Source organism: Streptomyces sp. NPDC058289 (assembly GCF_042880975.1).
Lineage (GTDB): Bacteria > Actinomycetota > Actinomycetes > Streptomycetales > Streptomycetaceae > Streptomyces > Streptomyces stoeckheimensis.
Map to the genome: position 1 here is coordinate 1 of NZ_JBHVYI010000088.1, position 15578 is coordinate 15578.

The following is a 15578-nucleotide window of genomic DNA, read 5'->3' on the forward strand; positions in this document are numbered from 1 at the left end:
GCACATCCTGGGGCCGCACCCATTCCCGCCGTACTTCTGGGCAGTCGGCTTGGGTCAAGCGGTGGACGTCAGCGCCGACCGCTCCGCCTCCGCGGCACCGAGCCGGCGTCGCTCGCGCTCGCTGAGGCCGCCCCAGACCCCGAACGGCTCCCCCACCTTCAGCGCGTGCCGCAGGCAGTCGCGCTGCACCGGGCACAGGGCGCACACCTCCCGGGCGGCCGCGTCCCGCCGTTCGCGGTTCCGGCCCTGCTCGCCCGCGGGGTGAAAGAACAGCCGCGAACCCAGCTCCCGGCAGGCGGCCTCCTCCTGCCACAACCAGTGGTGCTCGGCACGACCGGGCAGACGCGGCACGTTTCCCACCCTCGGAACCTCCATCGGATCAAACGCAAATACGGATCTCACACGCATGTGCAGAATCGTTTCCCGTCTGACCCGTGAAGCCCGTTTCAAACAGCAGGAGTCCACGCGACCGTGCCCACCCCGGGGCGGGCACGGTCGGTTCAGGCTCCGCCGTCCCCGAGGGTCAGCGTCGCGCGTCGTGCCCGCCGGGTCCGGCGGATGAGCAGGACGGCCAGTACGCCCGCGGCCGTGAGCAGCGCGGTGCGGTTGCTGCGGGCCGCGGTCACCGCCCGGCCGGCCTTGCCCCGTACGGAGTCGAGGTCCGTCTCGTCCACGAGGTGGCCGAGCTGGTGGCCGACCTGCGCGGCCGTGTCCCGTAGCCGGTCGGTGACCTGTGCGACCTGTTTGTTGGAGGCGGCGGACTGCTCCGCCTTGGAGGCCAGCGCCGTGACCGTCCGTCCGAGCTCCTTGCAGGTACGGGTGACCTGCCGGCGGAGCTCCTGTGCGGTGGGGACGGACGTGTCGCCGCGTATCCCTGCCATCGTCATCGGGGTGCCCTTCCTTCGCGTTCCCTCGAGCTCTACTCGTACTCGCTCGCGTGTTGCGCGGTTACCCGCGAACGGACAGCTCAGCCCTCTCCGCCCGGGAGGATCTCCTTGACCTTGGCCACGGCGAAGCCCCAGCCCTGGCCGGCCGTCGGCTTCGCCGGTACGGCCACCTCCTCCGGGTTGGTCAGGACGTCCAGCAGGACCGGTCCCGGAGTCGCGAACGCCCTGCGTACGCTGTCGTGCAGATCGGCCGGGTCGGTGACGCGGATGCCCGTGATGCCGAGCGCGGTGGCGACCGCGGCGAAGTCGGGGTTGTCGAGTTCCGTGCCGAACTCGGGCAGGCCCACCTGCTCCTGCTCGAGTTTGACCATGCCCAGGCGGCGGTTGTCGAAGACGACGAGCTTCACCGGCAGCCGGTAGGTCCTGATCGTCATGAGGTCGCCCAGCAGCATGCTCATACCGCCGTCCCCGCAGAGGGCAACGACCTGGCGCTCGGGCGCCCAGAGCTGGGCCCCGAGGGCCTGAGGCATGGCATTGGCCATGGAGCCGAGGTTGTACGAGCCGATCAGCCGCCTGTCGCCGCGCATGGTCAGGAAGCGGGAGGCCCAGACGGTGGCCATGCCGGTGTCGGAGGTGAAGACCGCGTCCTCGGCGGCGCAGGAGTCCACCGCAGCGGCCAGCGCTTCGGGGCGGATCCCGTGTTCCCGGTTGTCCAGTGCGGCCCGGATCCTGCCGAACCGGCGGCGGTCGTGGGCCGGGTCGGCCAACCGCTGCTGGCCCTCCTGCCAGTGCGCGAACCGCTCCCGCGCGTCCTCCAGGTGGCTCCGGTCCACAGCCTGCTCCAGCAGCGGCAGCAGGGCCCGCAGCGTCGCGCCCACGTCCCCGGTCAGGCCGGTGTCCAAGGGGATCCGGCGCCCCAGGTGCTCCTCGCGCTTGTCCACCTGGACCACCTTGCAGTCCTTCGGGTACCAGTCCCGGTAGGGGAAGTCGGTGCCCAACATCAGCAGTACGTCGCCACGGTCGAGCGCGTGGGCGGCGGCCGGGTTGCCGATCAGGCCGGTCTGGCCCACCTGGAAGGGATTGTCCTCCCCCTCGAAGCCCTCCTTCGCCTTGAGGGTGAGCACCATGGGAGCGGCGAGGAGCTCGGCGGTACGGAGCACTTCGGTACGGGCCCCGCGCGCCCCCCGGCCGACCAGCAGGGTCACGCGCGAGGCGGAGTTCAGGAGTTCGGCGGCCTCGGCGAGGGCCGTATCGTCGGGGCGGGTGACGGGCTGGTCGAGGGCGAGGCGGCCGGGGCGGTCGTCGCCGAGCTCCTGGTCGCCGAGGTCCGCGGGGACGGTCAGGACGGCGACCCCGCCCTGACTGACGGCGGCGCGTACGGCGGACTCCAGCATGCGCGGCATCTGGTCCGGGGAGGTGACGGTGGCCCGGTAGACGGCGACGTCCCGGAAGAGCAGGTCGTTGTCGACCTCCTGGAAGTAGTCGCTGCCGATTTCCGAGAGCGGTACCTGGCCGCAGATGGCGAGGACCGGGGTCCGGCTCTTGGCCGCGTCGTAGAGCCCGTTGAGCAGGTGTACGGAGCCCGGTCCGACCGTGCCCGCGCACACCCCGAGGGTTCCCGAGAGCTGGGACTGGGCTCCGGCGGCGAAGGCCGCGGCCTCCTCGTGCCGGCAGCCGACCCAGTCCACCCCCTTCGTGGTGCGGATCGCGTCGGTCAGTGGGTTCAGGGCGTCTCCGACCACACCGAAGACGTGCTGGACGCCGAGTTCCTTGAGCGTGTCGACGATGCCTTGGGCGACGGTGCGTGCCACGGGAGTGCCCTCCGGTCGGGTGCGGCCCCGGGCGGTCCCGCGCGGTTCTTTCCGTACGGGAGCCACCAGGTTGAGTGGGGGTGGGTCAGTGGGTGAAGCGGTCCGGGTCGGCCGCCGTCCAGTCGGATGCCCAGTCGTCGGGCGGTGATGCGAGCAGTTGTCCGGCAGTGAGCCATTCGTGGAGTTCGGCATAGGAGCGGACGGTGTGCGGGTCCACCCGGTGCAGGAGCATGTGGGGGCGCAGGCCCCGCGGGTCGTCGATCCCCATGGACGCCATGATCTGGAGCGCGCTCTTGACCGTGGCCGCCTGGTTGCGCCGTACCCCCTGGGATTCGTCACCACCGTCCACGGCGCGGGCGCGCCGCCGCGCTTCAGATCGGCGCCGCGTTGGGCACCTCCGAACTCGTGTCCCTGACCAGCAGCCGGGTCAACTCGACCCTGACCGGCTTCTCCTGGCAGGACTACCGCGACCTGCTGGTGAGGGCCCGTATCCAGCTCGGCGGCCCATCGTGGTGGTCTGGGACAACCTCAACACCTTCGACACCCCCGACGTCCTCGACCGCAAACTCCGCCGCGAGTTACGCAGGATCCAGCTCCGACCCCACCCTGAAATCCTCAGTAGCTGGCAGTGCGCACACGAACTCACCAGGCGGGCCGGGCCGCAGCCGGGCAGCCGGGCCGGTCGGTGACGGTGGACGCCCGATCGGCGGGGGCCTGGTCGTCGTCCGGGCCTCGGCGCCCTCGACCTGCCGTGCTCCGTCAGGTTGAGGGCGGGGTCGGCTCCTCGCTGGGTGCGGCGGAAGGAGTTGGGGAGGAGCGAAGAAGAGGGTTGAGGAACCAGGGTTGGCTGTCGCCTGTCTTCTTCCACTGCTCGCCCGGGTTCCCATACGTGTAGTAGTTGTGGCCGCGGATCGACGGCATGATCAGGAAGGGCTGCCCATGGTTGTCGATCTCCTTCGTCCGGCGTTTCGCGTGTTCTACCCATTCGAGAGTCAGGGTGAAGCGGTATCCGTGGCGGAGCCCGTAGGGAACCACGTACAGCTTCATGGTCTTTCCGGGTTCAGGCTCGGCCGGCAGTTTGGAGAATTGCTGGTCTCCTCCCACATGGGGGTTACCGATTACGGTGTGGGCTGTCGGAGACCTGTCGAGATCGAACAGGAATGTCCTGGCGTCGACCCCGCCGCACTGGCCGTAGTGGTGGAGGTGGGAGCCGATCGGAACAGGGTCCAGCGTCTCCTTCACGTTGACCCTCACCGACTCCACGGAGACGGGCGTCTCTTCCCTGGGCTGCAGAGTAAGCTCGACGATCACGTACTCCCCGGCCACTGCGCCCTTTCCCTGGAGGGCACGGGCGGTTTCCGGGTCTTCACTGCCCTTGGAGTGGAGGAACTCGCCGAGTTCCGAGGGAGCCTGGGGGAAGACGTACCCGTTACCGCCCTCGCATTCGTTCCAGGGGTCCGTCATGCGCATCTCCACGCCAAGCACCGGTGGCGGGGGGAAGATCCGGTTCTTGAGCCACGTCAGTCCCTCTTGCGCTCCCCCCGTCACGAGGGAGACGACCACAGCAGTCAGAATTGCCGCGCCCGTAGCCAGCAATTTCCGCCTGCGCGATCTACGGGCGGTTCCAGAAGGGGGCCTGGCAGCATCCGACTCGGGGCTCACGCCCGCACTCTAGGGCGAACGCCAAAAACTCGACGTCACGACGCACCGGCCCGAACGCCACATGCCGGGACGACCCGGTGTTCCGGTCCTACGCCCTGGACGTGCAGAACAACGCGGTGAAGCGCTTCCAGTTCGACGGCGCCCGAGCATCGAGCTGGAGCGCCCCGGACATGTCGGCAGCTCTCTGGCGCGCTCGCCTCCGCAGGCGAGCCCGACCAGGCCGCCACCACGGGCCTGGCTGCACTCCGCCTCGCCGCCACCCTCGGCTGCGGTCAGGCCCTGGGCGAGCTGCGCCGCACCGCCGCCCGGCTCCGCCCCCGCGCACGACGCCTCGCCGTACGCGAACTGCGCCAAGCCCTCAACGGACGGCGAGGCGGCCAGTCAGGCGCGCCGCGGGCGCGTGGCGGTGTCCAGATAGAAGGAATCGATGCTCTGGACGGCCTGCTCGAACTCCGCCAGGTTGACCGGCTTGGTCACGTACGCGTTGGCGTGGCTGGTGTAGGCGCCGACGACGTCGTCGGGTGCGGAGGAGGTGGTGAGGACGACGACGGGGATGGTCTGGAGGTCGGCGTCGTTCTTCAGGATGCGCAGCAGGTCGCGGCCGTTCATGCGGGGCATGTTCAGGTCGAGCACGATGAGGTCGGGGCGCGGGCTGTCGGGGTCGCGCAGGTGTTCCAGGGCGGCGACGCCGTCGGTGGCCTGGACTAGATTGCGGGCCCCGCGCTCGGAGAGCGCCTCCTCGATGAGCATGGCGTCCGCGACGTCGTCTTCCACGAGCAGCACATCGAACGGTCGGGCGGGGTCGTTCATCGTCATCTGCTCCGTGGGTGCATTGTCGGTGTGATTGAAGAGCCCGGGCCAGCGGCGGCGGGCTCCCTGGCGGGTCATGCCGCATGCGCGGCCGATTTGGGGGTATCCGGCTCCCGCACGCGCGGCGTCCGAGGCCACGCCGCGCTGCAGTCGTTCCACGGCCCGTTGAAGGTGGTCGAGTACATGCAGGCGTGCCAAGGCCTGGGCGCGGTCGTCCGCCGCAGGGTCGGAGAGGTCCTTCTGCAGACCGAGGGCCAGGCGACGGGCGAGGGCGGCCACGGCCGCGTCGGCGACGGCGGCCGTCTCCTTCGGGGTGGTCCGCAGGTGGAAGTTGGTGCCTGGCATACCCCGCACCCTAGGCCCTGATCCGGTATGCGACAACAATTGTTGTCAAGGCGCTCTACAGTGTGCGCTGCGCCTGTTCAAGGCGGCTGTCTCGGGAGGGGAATCAGAGGATGACCGGCATGTCGACACCGTCGGGTGGGCGGAGGTTCTCCGCGTGGACGACCCGGCGGTGGCTCCGCGTCGGGGTCGCCGCTTCGCTGACGGTGCTGGCCCTGCTCGGTATGACCGGGGCGTGGGTGCTGGGGCGTACGGCGTCGATCAGCGAGGAACTCGTGGACGTGCGGGCGCCCGCGCTGACCACTGCCTTCCGCCTGGAATCGGCCCTCCTCAACCAGGAGACCGGCATCCGCGGCTACAGCCTCACTGGGACCTCGGAGTTCCTCCAGCCCTATCAGCAGGGGCTCACCGATCAGGACGCGTACGCCGCGGAGCTCGGGCGGCTCCTGGGCAACGACGGCCGCGCGCTCGCGGGCCTGAAGGCGGTCCAGGATGCGGCCTCCACGTGGCAGGAGAGGATCGCCCGCCCGGTCGCCGCCTCACCCTCCGGGGCGCCCTCGTCCCTGGCCACCGCACGCGCCGCGGAGGCCAAGACGTCTTTCGACGCCCTGCGTCAGGCCCTGGCCGACCAGCAGGAACGGTTGTTCACAGAGCGGGACCGGACCCGAGCCGACCTCGCCACCACCATGAGGCTGCGGAACTGGCTGTTCGCGACGATCGCGGCCGTGATCGCCCTCCTGGCCGGCCTCGTCTTCGAAGGGCTGCGCCGCGGAATCAACCAGCCGCTGGAGCAGCTGGGGGCGGATGCCCGCACCGTCGCCGGAGGTGACTTCGACCACCCCATCAACTCGGCCGGTCCGGCGGACCTGCGGCGGTTGAGCGACGAGATCGACTTCATGCGCCGTCAGCTCGTGCGCGAGCTGGCCTTCAGCGAGGAGGCCCGGCGGCGCCTGGACACCCAGACCGCCGACCTCCAGCGTTCCAACGCCGAGCTGGAGCAGTTCGCGTACGTGGCCTCCCACGACCTGCAGGAGCCGCTGCGCAAGGTCTCCAGCTTCACGCAGCTGCTCCAGCGGCGCTACGGAGGGCAGCTCGACGCCAAGGCGGACCAGTACATCGCCATCGCCGTCGACGGTGCCAACCGGATGCAGACCCTGATCAACGACCTCCTCGACTTCTCCCGGGTGGGCCGCGTCCACCACGATGCCGAGAAGGTCGACCTCGAACCGGTCATGGAACGGGCCCTGTCCGCGCTGAGCCTCGGCATCGAGGAGTCGGGCGCGTCGATCACGCACGATCCGCTGCCTGCCCTGGTCGCCGATCCCACCCAGATGGGCATGCTCTGGCAGAACCTGATAGGGAACGCGGTCAAGTTCCGCCGCCCGGACCTGGCACCGGAGATCCGTGTCGGTGCGGTCCGGGAAGGGGAGCTGTGGCGGTTCACTGTGACCGACAACGGCATCGGGATCGAGCCCGAGTACGCCGACAAAGTGTTCGTGATCTTCCAGCGGCTCCACACCAAGGACGTCTATCCAGGCAGCGGAATCGGCCTGGCGATGTGCAAGAAGATCGTCGAGTTCCACGGCGGTACCATCGCCGTCGACCCGGAGTACCGGGACGGGACGCGCATCACCTTCACCCTCGCTCCCGAACCGCCCCCGGCCCCGTCGACCATCGCGGAAGCGACCCGGGCCGCCGCGGAGCCGGCGCCGTGACCGCGACCCTCCCCCACACCGGCGGCCCAGCCGTGACCGAACCGGTCTACCGCATCCTCCTCATAGAGGACGACGAGGACGACGCCCTGCTCGTCGAGGAGCTCCTCCACGACACCGAGCTGCGCTTCGAGCTCACCACGAGCACCTCGCTGGCCGACGCCCACGCGGCTCTCACGGCCCGCACCGTCGACTGCATCCTCCTCGACCTGCACCTGCCCGACGTGTCGGGCACCGACGCCGTCACCACCGTCCGCGCCATGGCCCCGCACACCGCGGTGATCGTGCTGACCGGCCTGTCCGAGAAACAAGCGGGCTCCGAGGCGATGGCCGCCGGCGCCCAGGACTACCTCGTCAAGGGCAAGGTCGAAGCCGACCTGCTGCGCCGCACCGTCCGCTACGCCGTCTACCGCAGCCACACCGAGCGCGCGTCAGCCGAAGCCCAGTCGGCCCGGCTGCGCGCCGAGGAGAACGCCCGTCTGGAACGGGGCCTGCTGCCCCGGCCCCTCCTCGACACCTCGGCCATCGTGGTAACCACCCGCTACCTGCCCGGCGCCGAACAGGCCCTGCTCGGCGGCGACTTCCTGGACGTCGTCGAGGGCGACGGAGGGCTGCTGCACGCCGTCGTCGGCGACGTCAGCGGCCACGGTCCCGATGCCGCAGCCCTCGGCGTCTGCCTGCGCATCGCCTGGCGCTCGCTCGTCCTGGCCGGCCACCGCGGCACCGATCTGCTGCACCTGATGGAGCGCCTGCTGGTGGCGGAGCGCGGCGCCCAGCCGCTGTTCGCCACCTGCACGCTCCTCACTCTCGACCAGAAGGCCGCCACCGCCACCCTCCACCTGGCCGGGCACCACGAACCGCTCCTCACCACCGCGGAGGGGACCCGGGAGGTGCCCGCCGAGCACGGAATCGCGCTCGGCATCATGCCCGGCCACCGCGACTGGCCCGCCACTCTCATTCCGCTTCCGGAGAGCGGAGCGCTCACCCTCTACACCGACGGCCTCACCGAAGGGCACAACGGCGACGCCGACGGCCGGCTCGGCATCGAGGGGCTCCTGCCCCTGATCAACACCACACCGTCCGCGGACCCAGCAGCGCACCTGGACAGCCTCATCCGCCAGACCAGGGCGCTCAACGCCGGAAGACACACCGACGACCTCGCCGTACTCCGCCTCGGCTGGGAGTCCCGGGGCTAGGCCCGACCGTTCCGGCGTGAGCTGGGGCGATACGCCCACCGGCCCCGGCCTGCGCCGAGTAGCATCCCGGATCAACGCACATCCCTCCAGAAGGAGCGTGGACCATAGTGGCAAACGAGCCGGTCAGCACCCCGACCCAGAGCAAGTACACGGACCACCTGGCCGCCGCCCTCGCAGCCAACCAGGCCGAGCAGGCGATCCTCACCGAGCGTCTGAGCAAGCTCCAGGGGGAGGAGAAGTGGCTCACCGCGGCGCTCGCGGACACTCCGCAGGATGTCGGTCCTGAGCCGGCACCGACACCGGCGCCTGTCCAGACCGCACGCAGCACTCCCGCGGTCGGCGCAGGCACAGATGCGGCGGCCGTGCCGGCTCCGAGGACAGCGAAGACCGCTGCCGACGCGGTTCCGGTGAAGAAGTCGACCGCACCCAGGAAGACGGCCGCCAAGAAGGCCACAGCCAAGGCCGGGGCCACGCCTGCGAAGAAGCCCGTGGCCACCAAGCAGACGGCTGCCCCGATGACCGCAACTGATGTAGCCAAGCACCCCGCGACGGCTGGGCCCACCCTTGGCCAGCTCCTTGGCGCGATCCTGTCCCAGCAGCCCGGCGAACCCAAGAAGGTCAGCGAGATCCAGAGCGAGTTCGAAGCGACGCACCCCGAGCGGGAAACCTCAGTCCAGACGATCCGTAATGCCCTGCAGAGTCTCGTGAAGAAGGGCGAGCTCGAGAGGGTCAGCCAGCAGGGCACGGTGTTCTACACCTGGCCCGTAACTGAGGCCACCCCCGTGCCCCCGGATGAGGCCAAGGCCGAGGAGACCGTACCGGCTGCCGTCTGAGACCAGCCCCGGTCCCGGTGGTGAGGGCACCGTCCTCCGGCGCCATCTTCCGGAGCAACATCGGCCGCGTCGTCTACGCGCTGGGCGAGGACGAACTCCTCAACCTGGCCAGCCCCAACGAGGAAGACCCGGCCACGGCCCTCATGACCCTGCCATGCCGGACGGCTTCCAGGCGTGCCAGCGCGCCGTCCCCGTCACCGGCCCCACCCCCCTCCCGCAGGCACGCGAAGTCCACGCGGGCTTCTGGAACTAACCCCGGGCACCGAACCGTCCCCGGGGAAGTGGGAGTCATGGCTTCTCGGGGACGGTTCGGCCATGCCCGGACCCACGCCACTACGGCCCGGCGTGATCGCGATCTCGTCGGGTCCACCCAGTTCAGCTTGCAATGGCGCGATCGTTCGTTGAACCGTGCTCCACCAGCCGGCGGCGACGCTCCACACCCTTCCGCTGTCCTGTCTCGCGGAGGGTTGACCAATCTCACCGAAGATGGACCGCCACGGTGTCGTCTCAACGAAGCGTGATCGAGACCTTTCGCTGGCAACCTGGTGGCGTGGAAGACTTCACCAAGCAAGAGCTTCGCGACGCGATCGCCGCAGCGGAATCGCCGTCCTGGTCTGAGAGGGCCGCCGCAGGACGACATCTGGCGGCAGCTCCGCAGATTGAGAGTGTCGCCGGTGTCCTGCACCGTCTGTTGCTCGACGCTCAGGACACCGGCGTGACCTCGGCTACTGCGATAGCTCTCTTGGCCCGGAGAGATCTGTCCGGCCTACGAGCAGTGCTCGCTGCCCGTGCAGTCGCCTCTGACCAAGGAACCGCCGACCAGCTCGCTGCGGAACTCGACTGCGACCCACGCTGGACGACCGGACCGGACGGCGAAGAGATGATCGCGCAACTTCGGACCCTGACAGCGGACAGAGACCCCGATGTCCGCAACGAAGCTCTACTGCGACTAACCCGCCTGCGCTGATCGGAAGACACTGGTCAATCTTCGGCGAGATCGGCCAACCCGCAGTGAGACAGGACATCCGCCCAACGACGGGCAGCAGGCCATGTGTGCGCAACCAAGGTCCGTCTTCAAATCGGTCTTGCCCAGAGCAGGAGCGACGCGAGTGTGACCGCCGCTTCGTAGGACGTGGCGGTCTTCTCGTAGCGGGTGGCGATGCCTCAGCTGGTTGAAGCAGCGTTCGACCGTGTTGCGGCGGCGGTAGATCTCGCTGTCGAAGCCTGTCGGTCGGCCCCCACGACGGCCTCGGTTCCGGCGGTGCCGTTTCGGGTCGTTCTTCTCCGGAATGGTGGATCCGATCCCACGTTGACGCAGGTAGGCGCGGAACCCGCGTGAGCTGTAGGCCTTGTCGGCCATGACGTGGTCAGGTCGGCATCGAGGTCGGCCCAGGCCGGTGCGGGGTGCTCGGATGCGTTCGAGCAGGGGGCGCGCAGACGCCGTCGTGTCGTTGGCCGGGGGTCAGCAGGATAGCCAGGGGCAGGCCTCGGCCGTCGCAGGCGAGATGGATTTTGGTGGTCAGGCCTCCGCGGGATCGGCCGAGGGCGTGATCGTCCGGTTCGTCCGTCCGGTGCTTCCCCCTTTTCGGCCGGTGGCGGCGGCGTGCTGGTGGGCGCGGACGATGGTGGAGTCGATCTGGACCAGCCAGTCGATGTCACCGGCTGCGTCGGCCTGGGCCTGGATCTGCTGGAGAGCCCGGGTGAACACTCCGTCGATGGCATAGCGGCGGAAGCGCGTGTAGACCGACTTCCACGGGCCGTAGCGCTCCGGCAGGTCACGCCAGGAAACCCCGGTCCGGATCTTGTAGACCATCCCGTTGATGACCCGGCGGTCCTCCCCCGAGGCCGGCCCCTGACAGCGCCCGGTATGAGCGGGGCCAACAACTCCCACTCCGCATCCGGCAGTTCGTGGCGACGTATCACGACACCATGATCCAACACGCAAACGATCTTTGGAAGACGGACCCTAGTACTCCAGCCGTAGATCGTGATCTTGCTGGTGTGGGACGCCGCGGAGATGGCCAGCGTTGATCATCTGGACGAGATCGCCCACTCCATTGGCGGCGTCCGTCCCTTGCCCGCTTACTCCAGTCCACCGAGGCGGAGGGCATCCTTCATCTCGCTGAGCTTCGCGGCTGTCGTCGCGGTCCACTCCTTCGGCTGTTCAGCCACACGGAGGGCGTCCTCAATCTCGCTGAGCTTCGCGGAGGACAGCACGCCTGCCCGTTCGACCAGGTCGTCACGGGACACGGTGGTCAGCCACGTGCAAGGGGTGAAGCCTGGACGCGGGAACGCGAACCGCAGCACGCCTTCGAAGGGCAGTCCTTCCGTGGCGCCCACGGCCACTTCGACGCCCAGATCGCTGATGTCGACGCCCGCCGGAGCGACAACCTGCATCGCCCGGAACCCGGACGCCTCGTCTCCCGGCAGCAGCACGACCGGCCGTCGCTCATCGAACTCGACCCACCAGACTTCGCCGCGTTGCATATGTCCTCCTGGCACGAGCTGCGGTGAGAGCGCTGTGAAAACAGGTGCGGCCACCGTTCATCATCGGTGTGTGAAGACTGAAGATCATGCGGTGGCCGCAGGTCACAGCGTAGACCGTGCCCGGTGGCAGGAGTCGTTCGAGGGCCTGATGCAGCGGATCGCGGGCCTCTTCGCGCGGGTTGAACCCCGGCGTCGGATCAGAGGCTTGGTGCTGGGGCTGCTGTCGGACCTGCCGCGCAAGAACTGCTGGACCATGGCCGAGCACATCGAAGACACCACCCCGGACGGGCTGCAGCACCTGCTCCGGCGGGCCAAGTGGGACGCCGACCTGGTCCGCGACGACCTGCGCGGCTACGTGCTGGAGCAGCTGGCGGACAAGCAGGCCGTGCTCGTGATGGACGAGACCGGCGACCTGAAGAAGGGCACGCACACTGTTGGCGTCCAACGCCAGCACACCGGAACCGCCGGCAGGATCGAGAACTCCCAGGTCGCCGTCTACCCCACCTACACCTCCCGGCACGGGCACGCGGGTATCGACCGCGCCCTGTACCTGCCCAAGTCCTGGACCGGCGACATCGAACGCCGCGAGCAGGCCGCCGTCCCGGACGAGGTGGGCTTCGCCACCAAGCCGCAGCTCGCCCAGCAGATGATCGAACGCGCCCTGGACGCCGGGACCCGTGGTCACGGTCGCAGGCAGTCGCTGGACAGTGGAGGAGATGTTCCAAAGTTCCAAGGGACTGGCGGGACTTGACGACCATCAGGTGCGACGCTGGGACTCCTGGTACCGCTGAGTCACCCTCGCACTGCTCGCCCACGTCTTCCTCGCCGTCACCATGACCCTCGAACGCCGCGAGCAGGCCCCAGCAGACGACGGGACCAGCCCCAGCGGGCTGATCCCCCTCACCTGTAACGAGATCCAGCGCCTGTTCATCGCCCTGATCGTTCAACCAGCCCGCGACACCGTCCACCGACTGCGCTGGTCAACCTGGCGCCGACACCACCAGGCCCGCGCCCGCCACGGTCACTACCGCCGCCAAGCCGCCCCTCACCTACACGGGCCGTCGCCGGTGTCCGCCACCACACGACGGTGCCGGAAGAAAAGTCGGCCGGCGGCGCATGAAAGTGGGCCGGCGAAGCATGCGCGGGAGATGGAATGCGTCATATACGACCAGGACTCGGGCCGCTCGGAGCATGTCGAGTGCGAGCTGCCGGACGATACCTGCCAGACAGCCCTCAAGCGACTGCGAGACTTGCGTGACGGCGAATTCGCCTGGGTCCGTCTGGCAGACCCCTCGGAAAGCGAACTGCTCCAGCTGGCCGAGGACCTGGGCCTGCACCCGCTGGCCGTGGAGGACGCACTGCACGGACGGCAGCGTCCGAAGCGCGAGCGGTTCGGCGACGTGCTGGCCGTAGCGCTGAAGACCCTCCGGTACGTGGAGAAGGGGACGGCGGTGGAGACCGGCGACCTCATGATCTTCATGGGACCCCGCAGCGTTCTCACCGTACTCCACGGGCCGATGGATCCCTGTTCCGAGGCTGCCAGTCGACTGGACGCCGATCCGGACATGCTGCGCCTCGGCCCCTGGGCCGTGGTGCACGCGGTGCTGGACGTCACCGTCGACGCGTACAGCGACGCCGCCCGCAGAGTTCGCGCCACGCTCAACCGGCTCGAGGACGAGGTGTTCTCGACTTCCCGCGTCGATCACACCGAGCGCATCTACTCCCTCAAGCGGGAGGTTCGCGAGTTCCGGGACGCGGTGCAGCCGCTCGTCCCGGTGGTCCGGGGCCTCTTGAGCGGCCCGGGCGAGGAGAGTCACCAGCCGAATGTCGTCCCTTACATACGTGACGTTGCCGATCACCTGCACCGCACGGACATCGAGGTGCAGACCTTGGACGAACTCCTGGACTCGGTCCTCGGCGCGCAGCAGGCCCGCGTGGGCACCTGGCAGAACGACGACATGCGGCGCATCTCCGCGTGGGCGGCAATCTTCGCGATCCCCACGATGGTCGCCGGCGTCTACGGCATGAACTTCGAGCACATGCCCGAACTGGGCTGGACCTACGGCTACCCCCTCGCCGTGGGCCTCATGGCGCTCGCGGCAGGCGCCCTCTACCGTGCCTTCCGCCGCAACGGCTGGCTGTAGGAGCCGGCCGCCGCCGAGACTCCGGAGCACGCCCGATTTTCCCTCGGGGAAGAACCCGGCTTCGGGCAGGGCGCTGGCCACCGCCGAGGCGCGGGACCAATCCCGTCACTTCTGAGGAGAAGGCCACCGGCCTTCCCGCACCTTCGCCGGCATGAGCAGCCCTGTGCTGCCCGCCCCGGGACGGATCCGCCGTGCGGCCGAGCGGGGGACAGCGGGAGCAGGTGGCGTAACCACCCGCTACCAAAACCGCCTCAGCGGGCAGTGATGGCCGAGCCATCTCCCCCGGGGGTGAGGAGCTAACCGTCCATCTTGGAGCGCACCCGGAGCAAGAAGGGGACCGAGATCACGTTCGTCCTGCCCGCCGGCCGACCGGCCGGTGTGGTCAGCGCGGTCGGTGACTTCAACGACTGGCGGCCGGGGGCCCATCCGCTGGCGGAGCGTCCCGACGGCAGCCGCGCGGTCACGGTCGCCTTCCCGGTGAACCAGCACCACGGTTTCCGTACCTCGCGGACGGGGGCCATTGGCTCGACGAGGACGAGGCGGACGGCCACGACGGCCGCAACTGCCTCCTGCACACCTGACCCGCCCACGAGAGCGGACTCTGCCGCAGAAGGGGAACTCCTATGACCGCCATGTGGAGCTACAACCCCTAGTCGCACTACACCCCGGGCACCCGCCTGGTCGGCTTCCAAGGTCGAAGCCACCGACGGACACACCGGCAAGGTGGACGAGGACACCGACGAGGTCGGCGCCTCCTACATCGTCGTCGACACCGGCCCCTGGATCTTCGGCAAGAAAGTCCTCATCCTGCCGGGACCGTCGTGCGCGTCGACGTGACGGAGAAGAAGATCCAGGTCAGCCTCACCAAAGACCAGATCAAGGACTCCACCGAGTACGACGAGGACAAGCATCGGGGCGACGCCGCCTACCGCAACCAGCTCGGCCAGTACTACGGCCGCGGCGGAGCCGGCCTTGATCCATCACGGCTGTGGCTCCCGACCACGCACGGGAGCCACAGCATGGGACGACATGTCACCGGACCGCTCGCGCCTCTGAAGTGGACATGAGGACTCACCTCATGTCGCGCTCGTCGGCTAGCCGCGCAGGTGGGCAGGCGTTCGGTGCGGGCCGGTCAGTCCTGAGAGACGGCCTGGAGCAGGTCGCCGACCTTCGCGTCCGGCATCGCGCGGGCGACGTCCGCGAACGCCACGATCCCGACCAGCGTGTGCCCATCGATCACCGGCAGCCGGCGGACCTGGTGCTCGCTCATGACGCGCAGGATCTCCTCCGCGTCGTCGTCGGCGCCGATGGTGACGGCCTCGCCCTGGGCGAGGTCGCCGGCCTTCACCGAGCCGGGGTCCTTGCCCGCGCCCAAGACCTTCACCACGATGTCCCGGTCGGTGAGCATGCCCTTGAGCTTCTCGTCCATGCCGCAGATCGGCAGCGACCCGACCCCCAGCTGGGTCATCTTCTTCGCCGCCTCGAGCACCGTCTCCTGGGCGCCGATACACGTCGCGTCCGCCGTCATGATGTCGCGAGCCTTTGTCATCCGTCGTACTCCTTCTTCCTCAACCGAACGGGCACGGCCGTGTCCGCTGACGCAGGCAGGCCTCGGGGTCTATGCGTGCCACCCTGCCGGCGATCGGTAACGGCACCCGCCCTACAACCACACCCGGGCCATGGCCCGCCCCCGT

Annotated in this window: 13 protein-coding genes and 4 pseudogenes; 7 read left to right on the forward strand and 10 right to left on the reverse strand. The window is 69.2% G+C overall.

Annotated features, from left to right (window positions below):
* Window positions 1–54 precede the first annotated feature (54 nt).
* From ACFVX6_RS32495 to ACFVX6_RS32520, 6 genes and pseudogenes are all read right to left on the reverse strand, one after another.
* Window positions 55–360 (reverse strand): WhiB family transcriptional regulator, encoded by a 306-nt coding sequence (locus tag ACFVX6_RS32495; RefSeq protein WP_389697581.1) that lies wholly within the window; start codon window positions 358–360, stop codon window positions 55–57.
* Window positions 361–500: 140 nt separating this feature from the next.
* Window positions 501–887, reverse strand: coding sequence for a hypothetical protein (locus tag ACFVX6_RS32500; RefSeq protein ID WP_389697583.1), 387 nt, complete (start codon window positions 885–887; stop codon window positions 501–503).
* Window positions 888–967: 80 nt separating this feature from the next.
* Complete coding sequence (locus ACFVX6_RS32505) at window positions 968–2698, reverse strand: thiamine pyrophosphate-dependent enzyme (protein WP_389697585.1); 1731 nt, start codon at window positions 2696–2698, stop codon at window positions 968–970.
* An 85-nt stretch (window positions 2699–2783) separates the two neighbouring features.
* A pseudogene (locus ACFVX6_RS32510) lies at window positions 2784–3065 on the reverse strand (FMN-binding glutamate synthase family protein); the annotation flags it as partial.
* A gap of 392 nt (window positions 3066–3457) precedes the next feature.
* A complete protein-coding gene (locus ACFVX6_RS32515; RefSeq protein ID WP_389697587.1) occupies window positions 3458–4261 on the reverse strand; it encodes a hypothetical protein in 804 nt (267 codons plus the stop codon).
* A 480-nt stretch (window positions 4262–4741) separates the two neighbouring features.
* Window positions 4742–5515 (reverse strand): response regulator, encoded by a 774-nt coding sequence (locus tag ACFVX6_RS32520; RefSeq protein WP_389697589.1) that lies wholly within the window; start codon window positions 5513–5515, stop codon window positions 4742–4744.
* A gap of 110 nt (window positions 5516–5625) precedes the next feature.
* Between ACFVX6_RS32520 and ACFVX6_RS32525 the strand changes: the two genes are divergently transcribed.
* The 4 genes from ACFVX6_RS32525 to ACFVX6_RS32540 all read left to right on the forward strand — a co-directional run bounded on the left by ACFVX6_RS32525 (window position 5626) and on the right by ACFVX6_RS32540 (window position 10220).
* Complete coding sequence (locus ACFVX6_RS32525; protein WP_389697590.1) at window positions 5626–7227, forward strand: ATP-binding protein; 1602 nt, start codon at window positions 5626–5628, stop codon at window positions 7225–7227.
* A complete protein-coding gene (locus ACFVX6_RS32530; RefSeq protein WP_389697592.1) occupies window positions 7224–8420 on the forward strand; it encodes a PP2C family protein-serine/threonine phosphatase in 1197 nt (398 codons plus the stop codon). Before ACFVX6_RS32525 ends, ACFVX6_RS32530 begins: the two co-directional genes overlap by 4 nt.
* 107 nt (window positions 8421–8527) lie before the next feature.
* Entirely contained in the window at window positions 8528–9253 is a 726-nt protein-coding gene (locus ACFVX6_RS32535; protein WP_389697594.1) for a hypothetical protein, read from the forward strand.
* A gap of 550 nt (window positions 9254–9803) precedes the next feature.
* Window positions 9804–10220 (forward strand): hypothetical protein, encoded by a 417-nt coding sequence (locus tag ACFVX6_RS32540; RefSeq protein WP_389697596.1) that lies wholly within the window; start codon window positions 9804–9806, stop codon window positions 10218–10220.
* A 107-nt stretch (window positions 10221–10327) separates the two neighbouring features.
* Here the strand turns inward: ACFVX6_RS32540 and ACFVX6_RS32545 are convergent.
* Window positions 10328–11173: pseudogene (locus ACFVX6_RS32545) on the reverse strand (IS5 family transposase).
* A gap of 162 nt (window positions 11174–11335) precedes the next feature.
* The gene (locus ACFVX6_RS32550) at window positions 11336–11740 is read right to left on the reverse strand and encodes a type II toxin-antitoxin system PemK/MazF family toxin (protein ID WP_389697598.1); all 405 of its coding nucleotides are present in this window, start codon (window positions 11738–11740) and stop codon (window positions 11336–11338) included.
* Window positions 11741–11888: 148 nt separating this feature from the next.
* On the opposite strand from ACFVX6_RS32550, the pseudogene ACFVX6_RS32555 reads away from it, so the two are divergent.
* Window positions 11889–12783 (forward strand): annotated as a pseudogene (locus ACFVX6_RS32555) (IS701 family transposase); the annotation flags it as partial.
* Window positions 12784–12990: 207 nt separating this feature from the next.
* Window positions 12991–13884, forward strand: a complete 894-nt coding sequence (locus ACFVX6_RS32560; RefSeq protein ID WP_389697644.1) for a magnesium and cobalt transport protein CorA — start codon at window positions 12991–12993, stop codon at window positions 13882–13884.
* A 296-nt stretch (window positions 13885–14180) separates the two neighbouring features.
* On the opposite strand, the gene ACFVX6_RS32565 is transcribed toward ACFVX6_RS32560, so the two are convergent.
* Window positions 14181–14459, reverse strand: coding sequence for a hypothetical protein (locus tag ACFVX6_RS32565; RefSeq protein ID WP_389697600.1), 279 nt, complete (start codon window positions 14457–14459; stop codon window positions 14181–14183).
* Window positions 14460–14561: 102 nt separating this feature from the next.
* Between ACFVX6_RS32565 and ACFVX6_RS32570 the strand changes: the two are divergent.
* Window positions 14562–14951, forward strand: a pseudogene (locus ACFVX6_RS32570) (PRC-barrel domain containing protein).
* 65 nt (window positions 14952–15016) lie between these two features.
* On the opposite strand, the gene ACFVX6_RS32575 reads toward ACFVX6_RS32570, so the two are convergent.
* The gene (locus ACFVX6_RS32575; protein WP_389697602.1) at window positions 15017–15433 is read right to left on the reverse strand and encodes a CBS domain-containing protein; all 417 of its coding nucleotides are present in this window, start codon (window positions 15431–15433) and stop codon (window positions 15017–15019) included.
* Window positions 15434–15578: the final 145 nt, after the last annotated feature.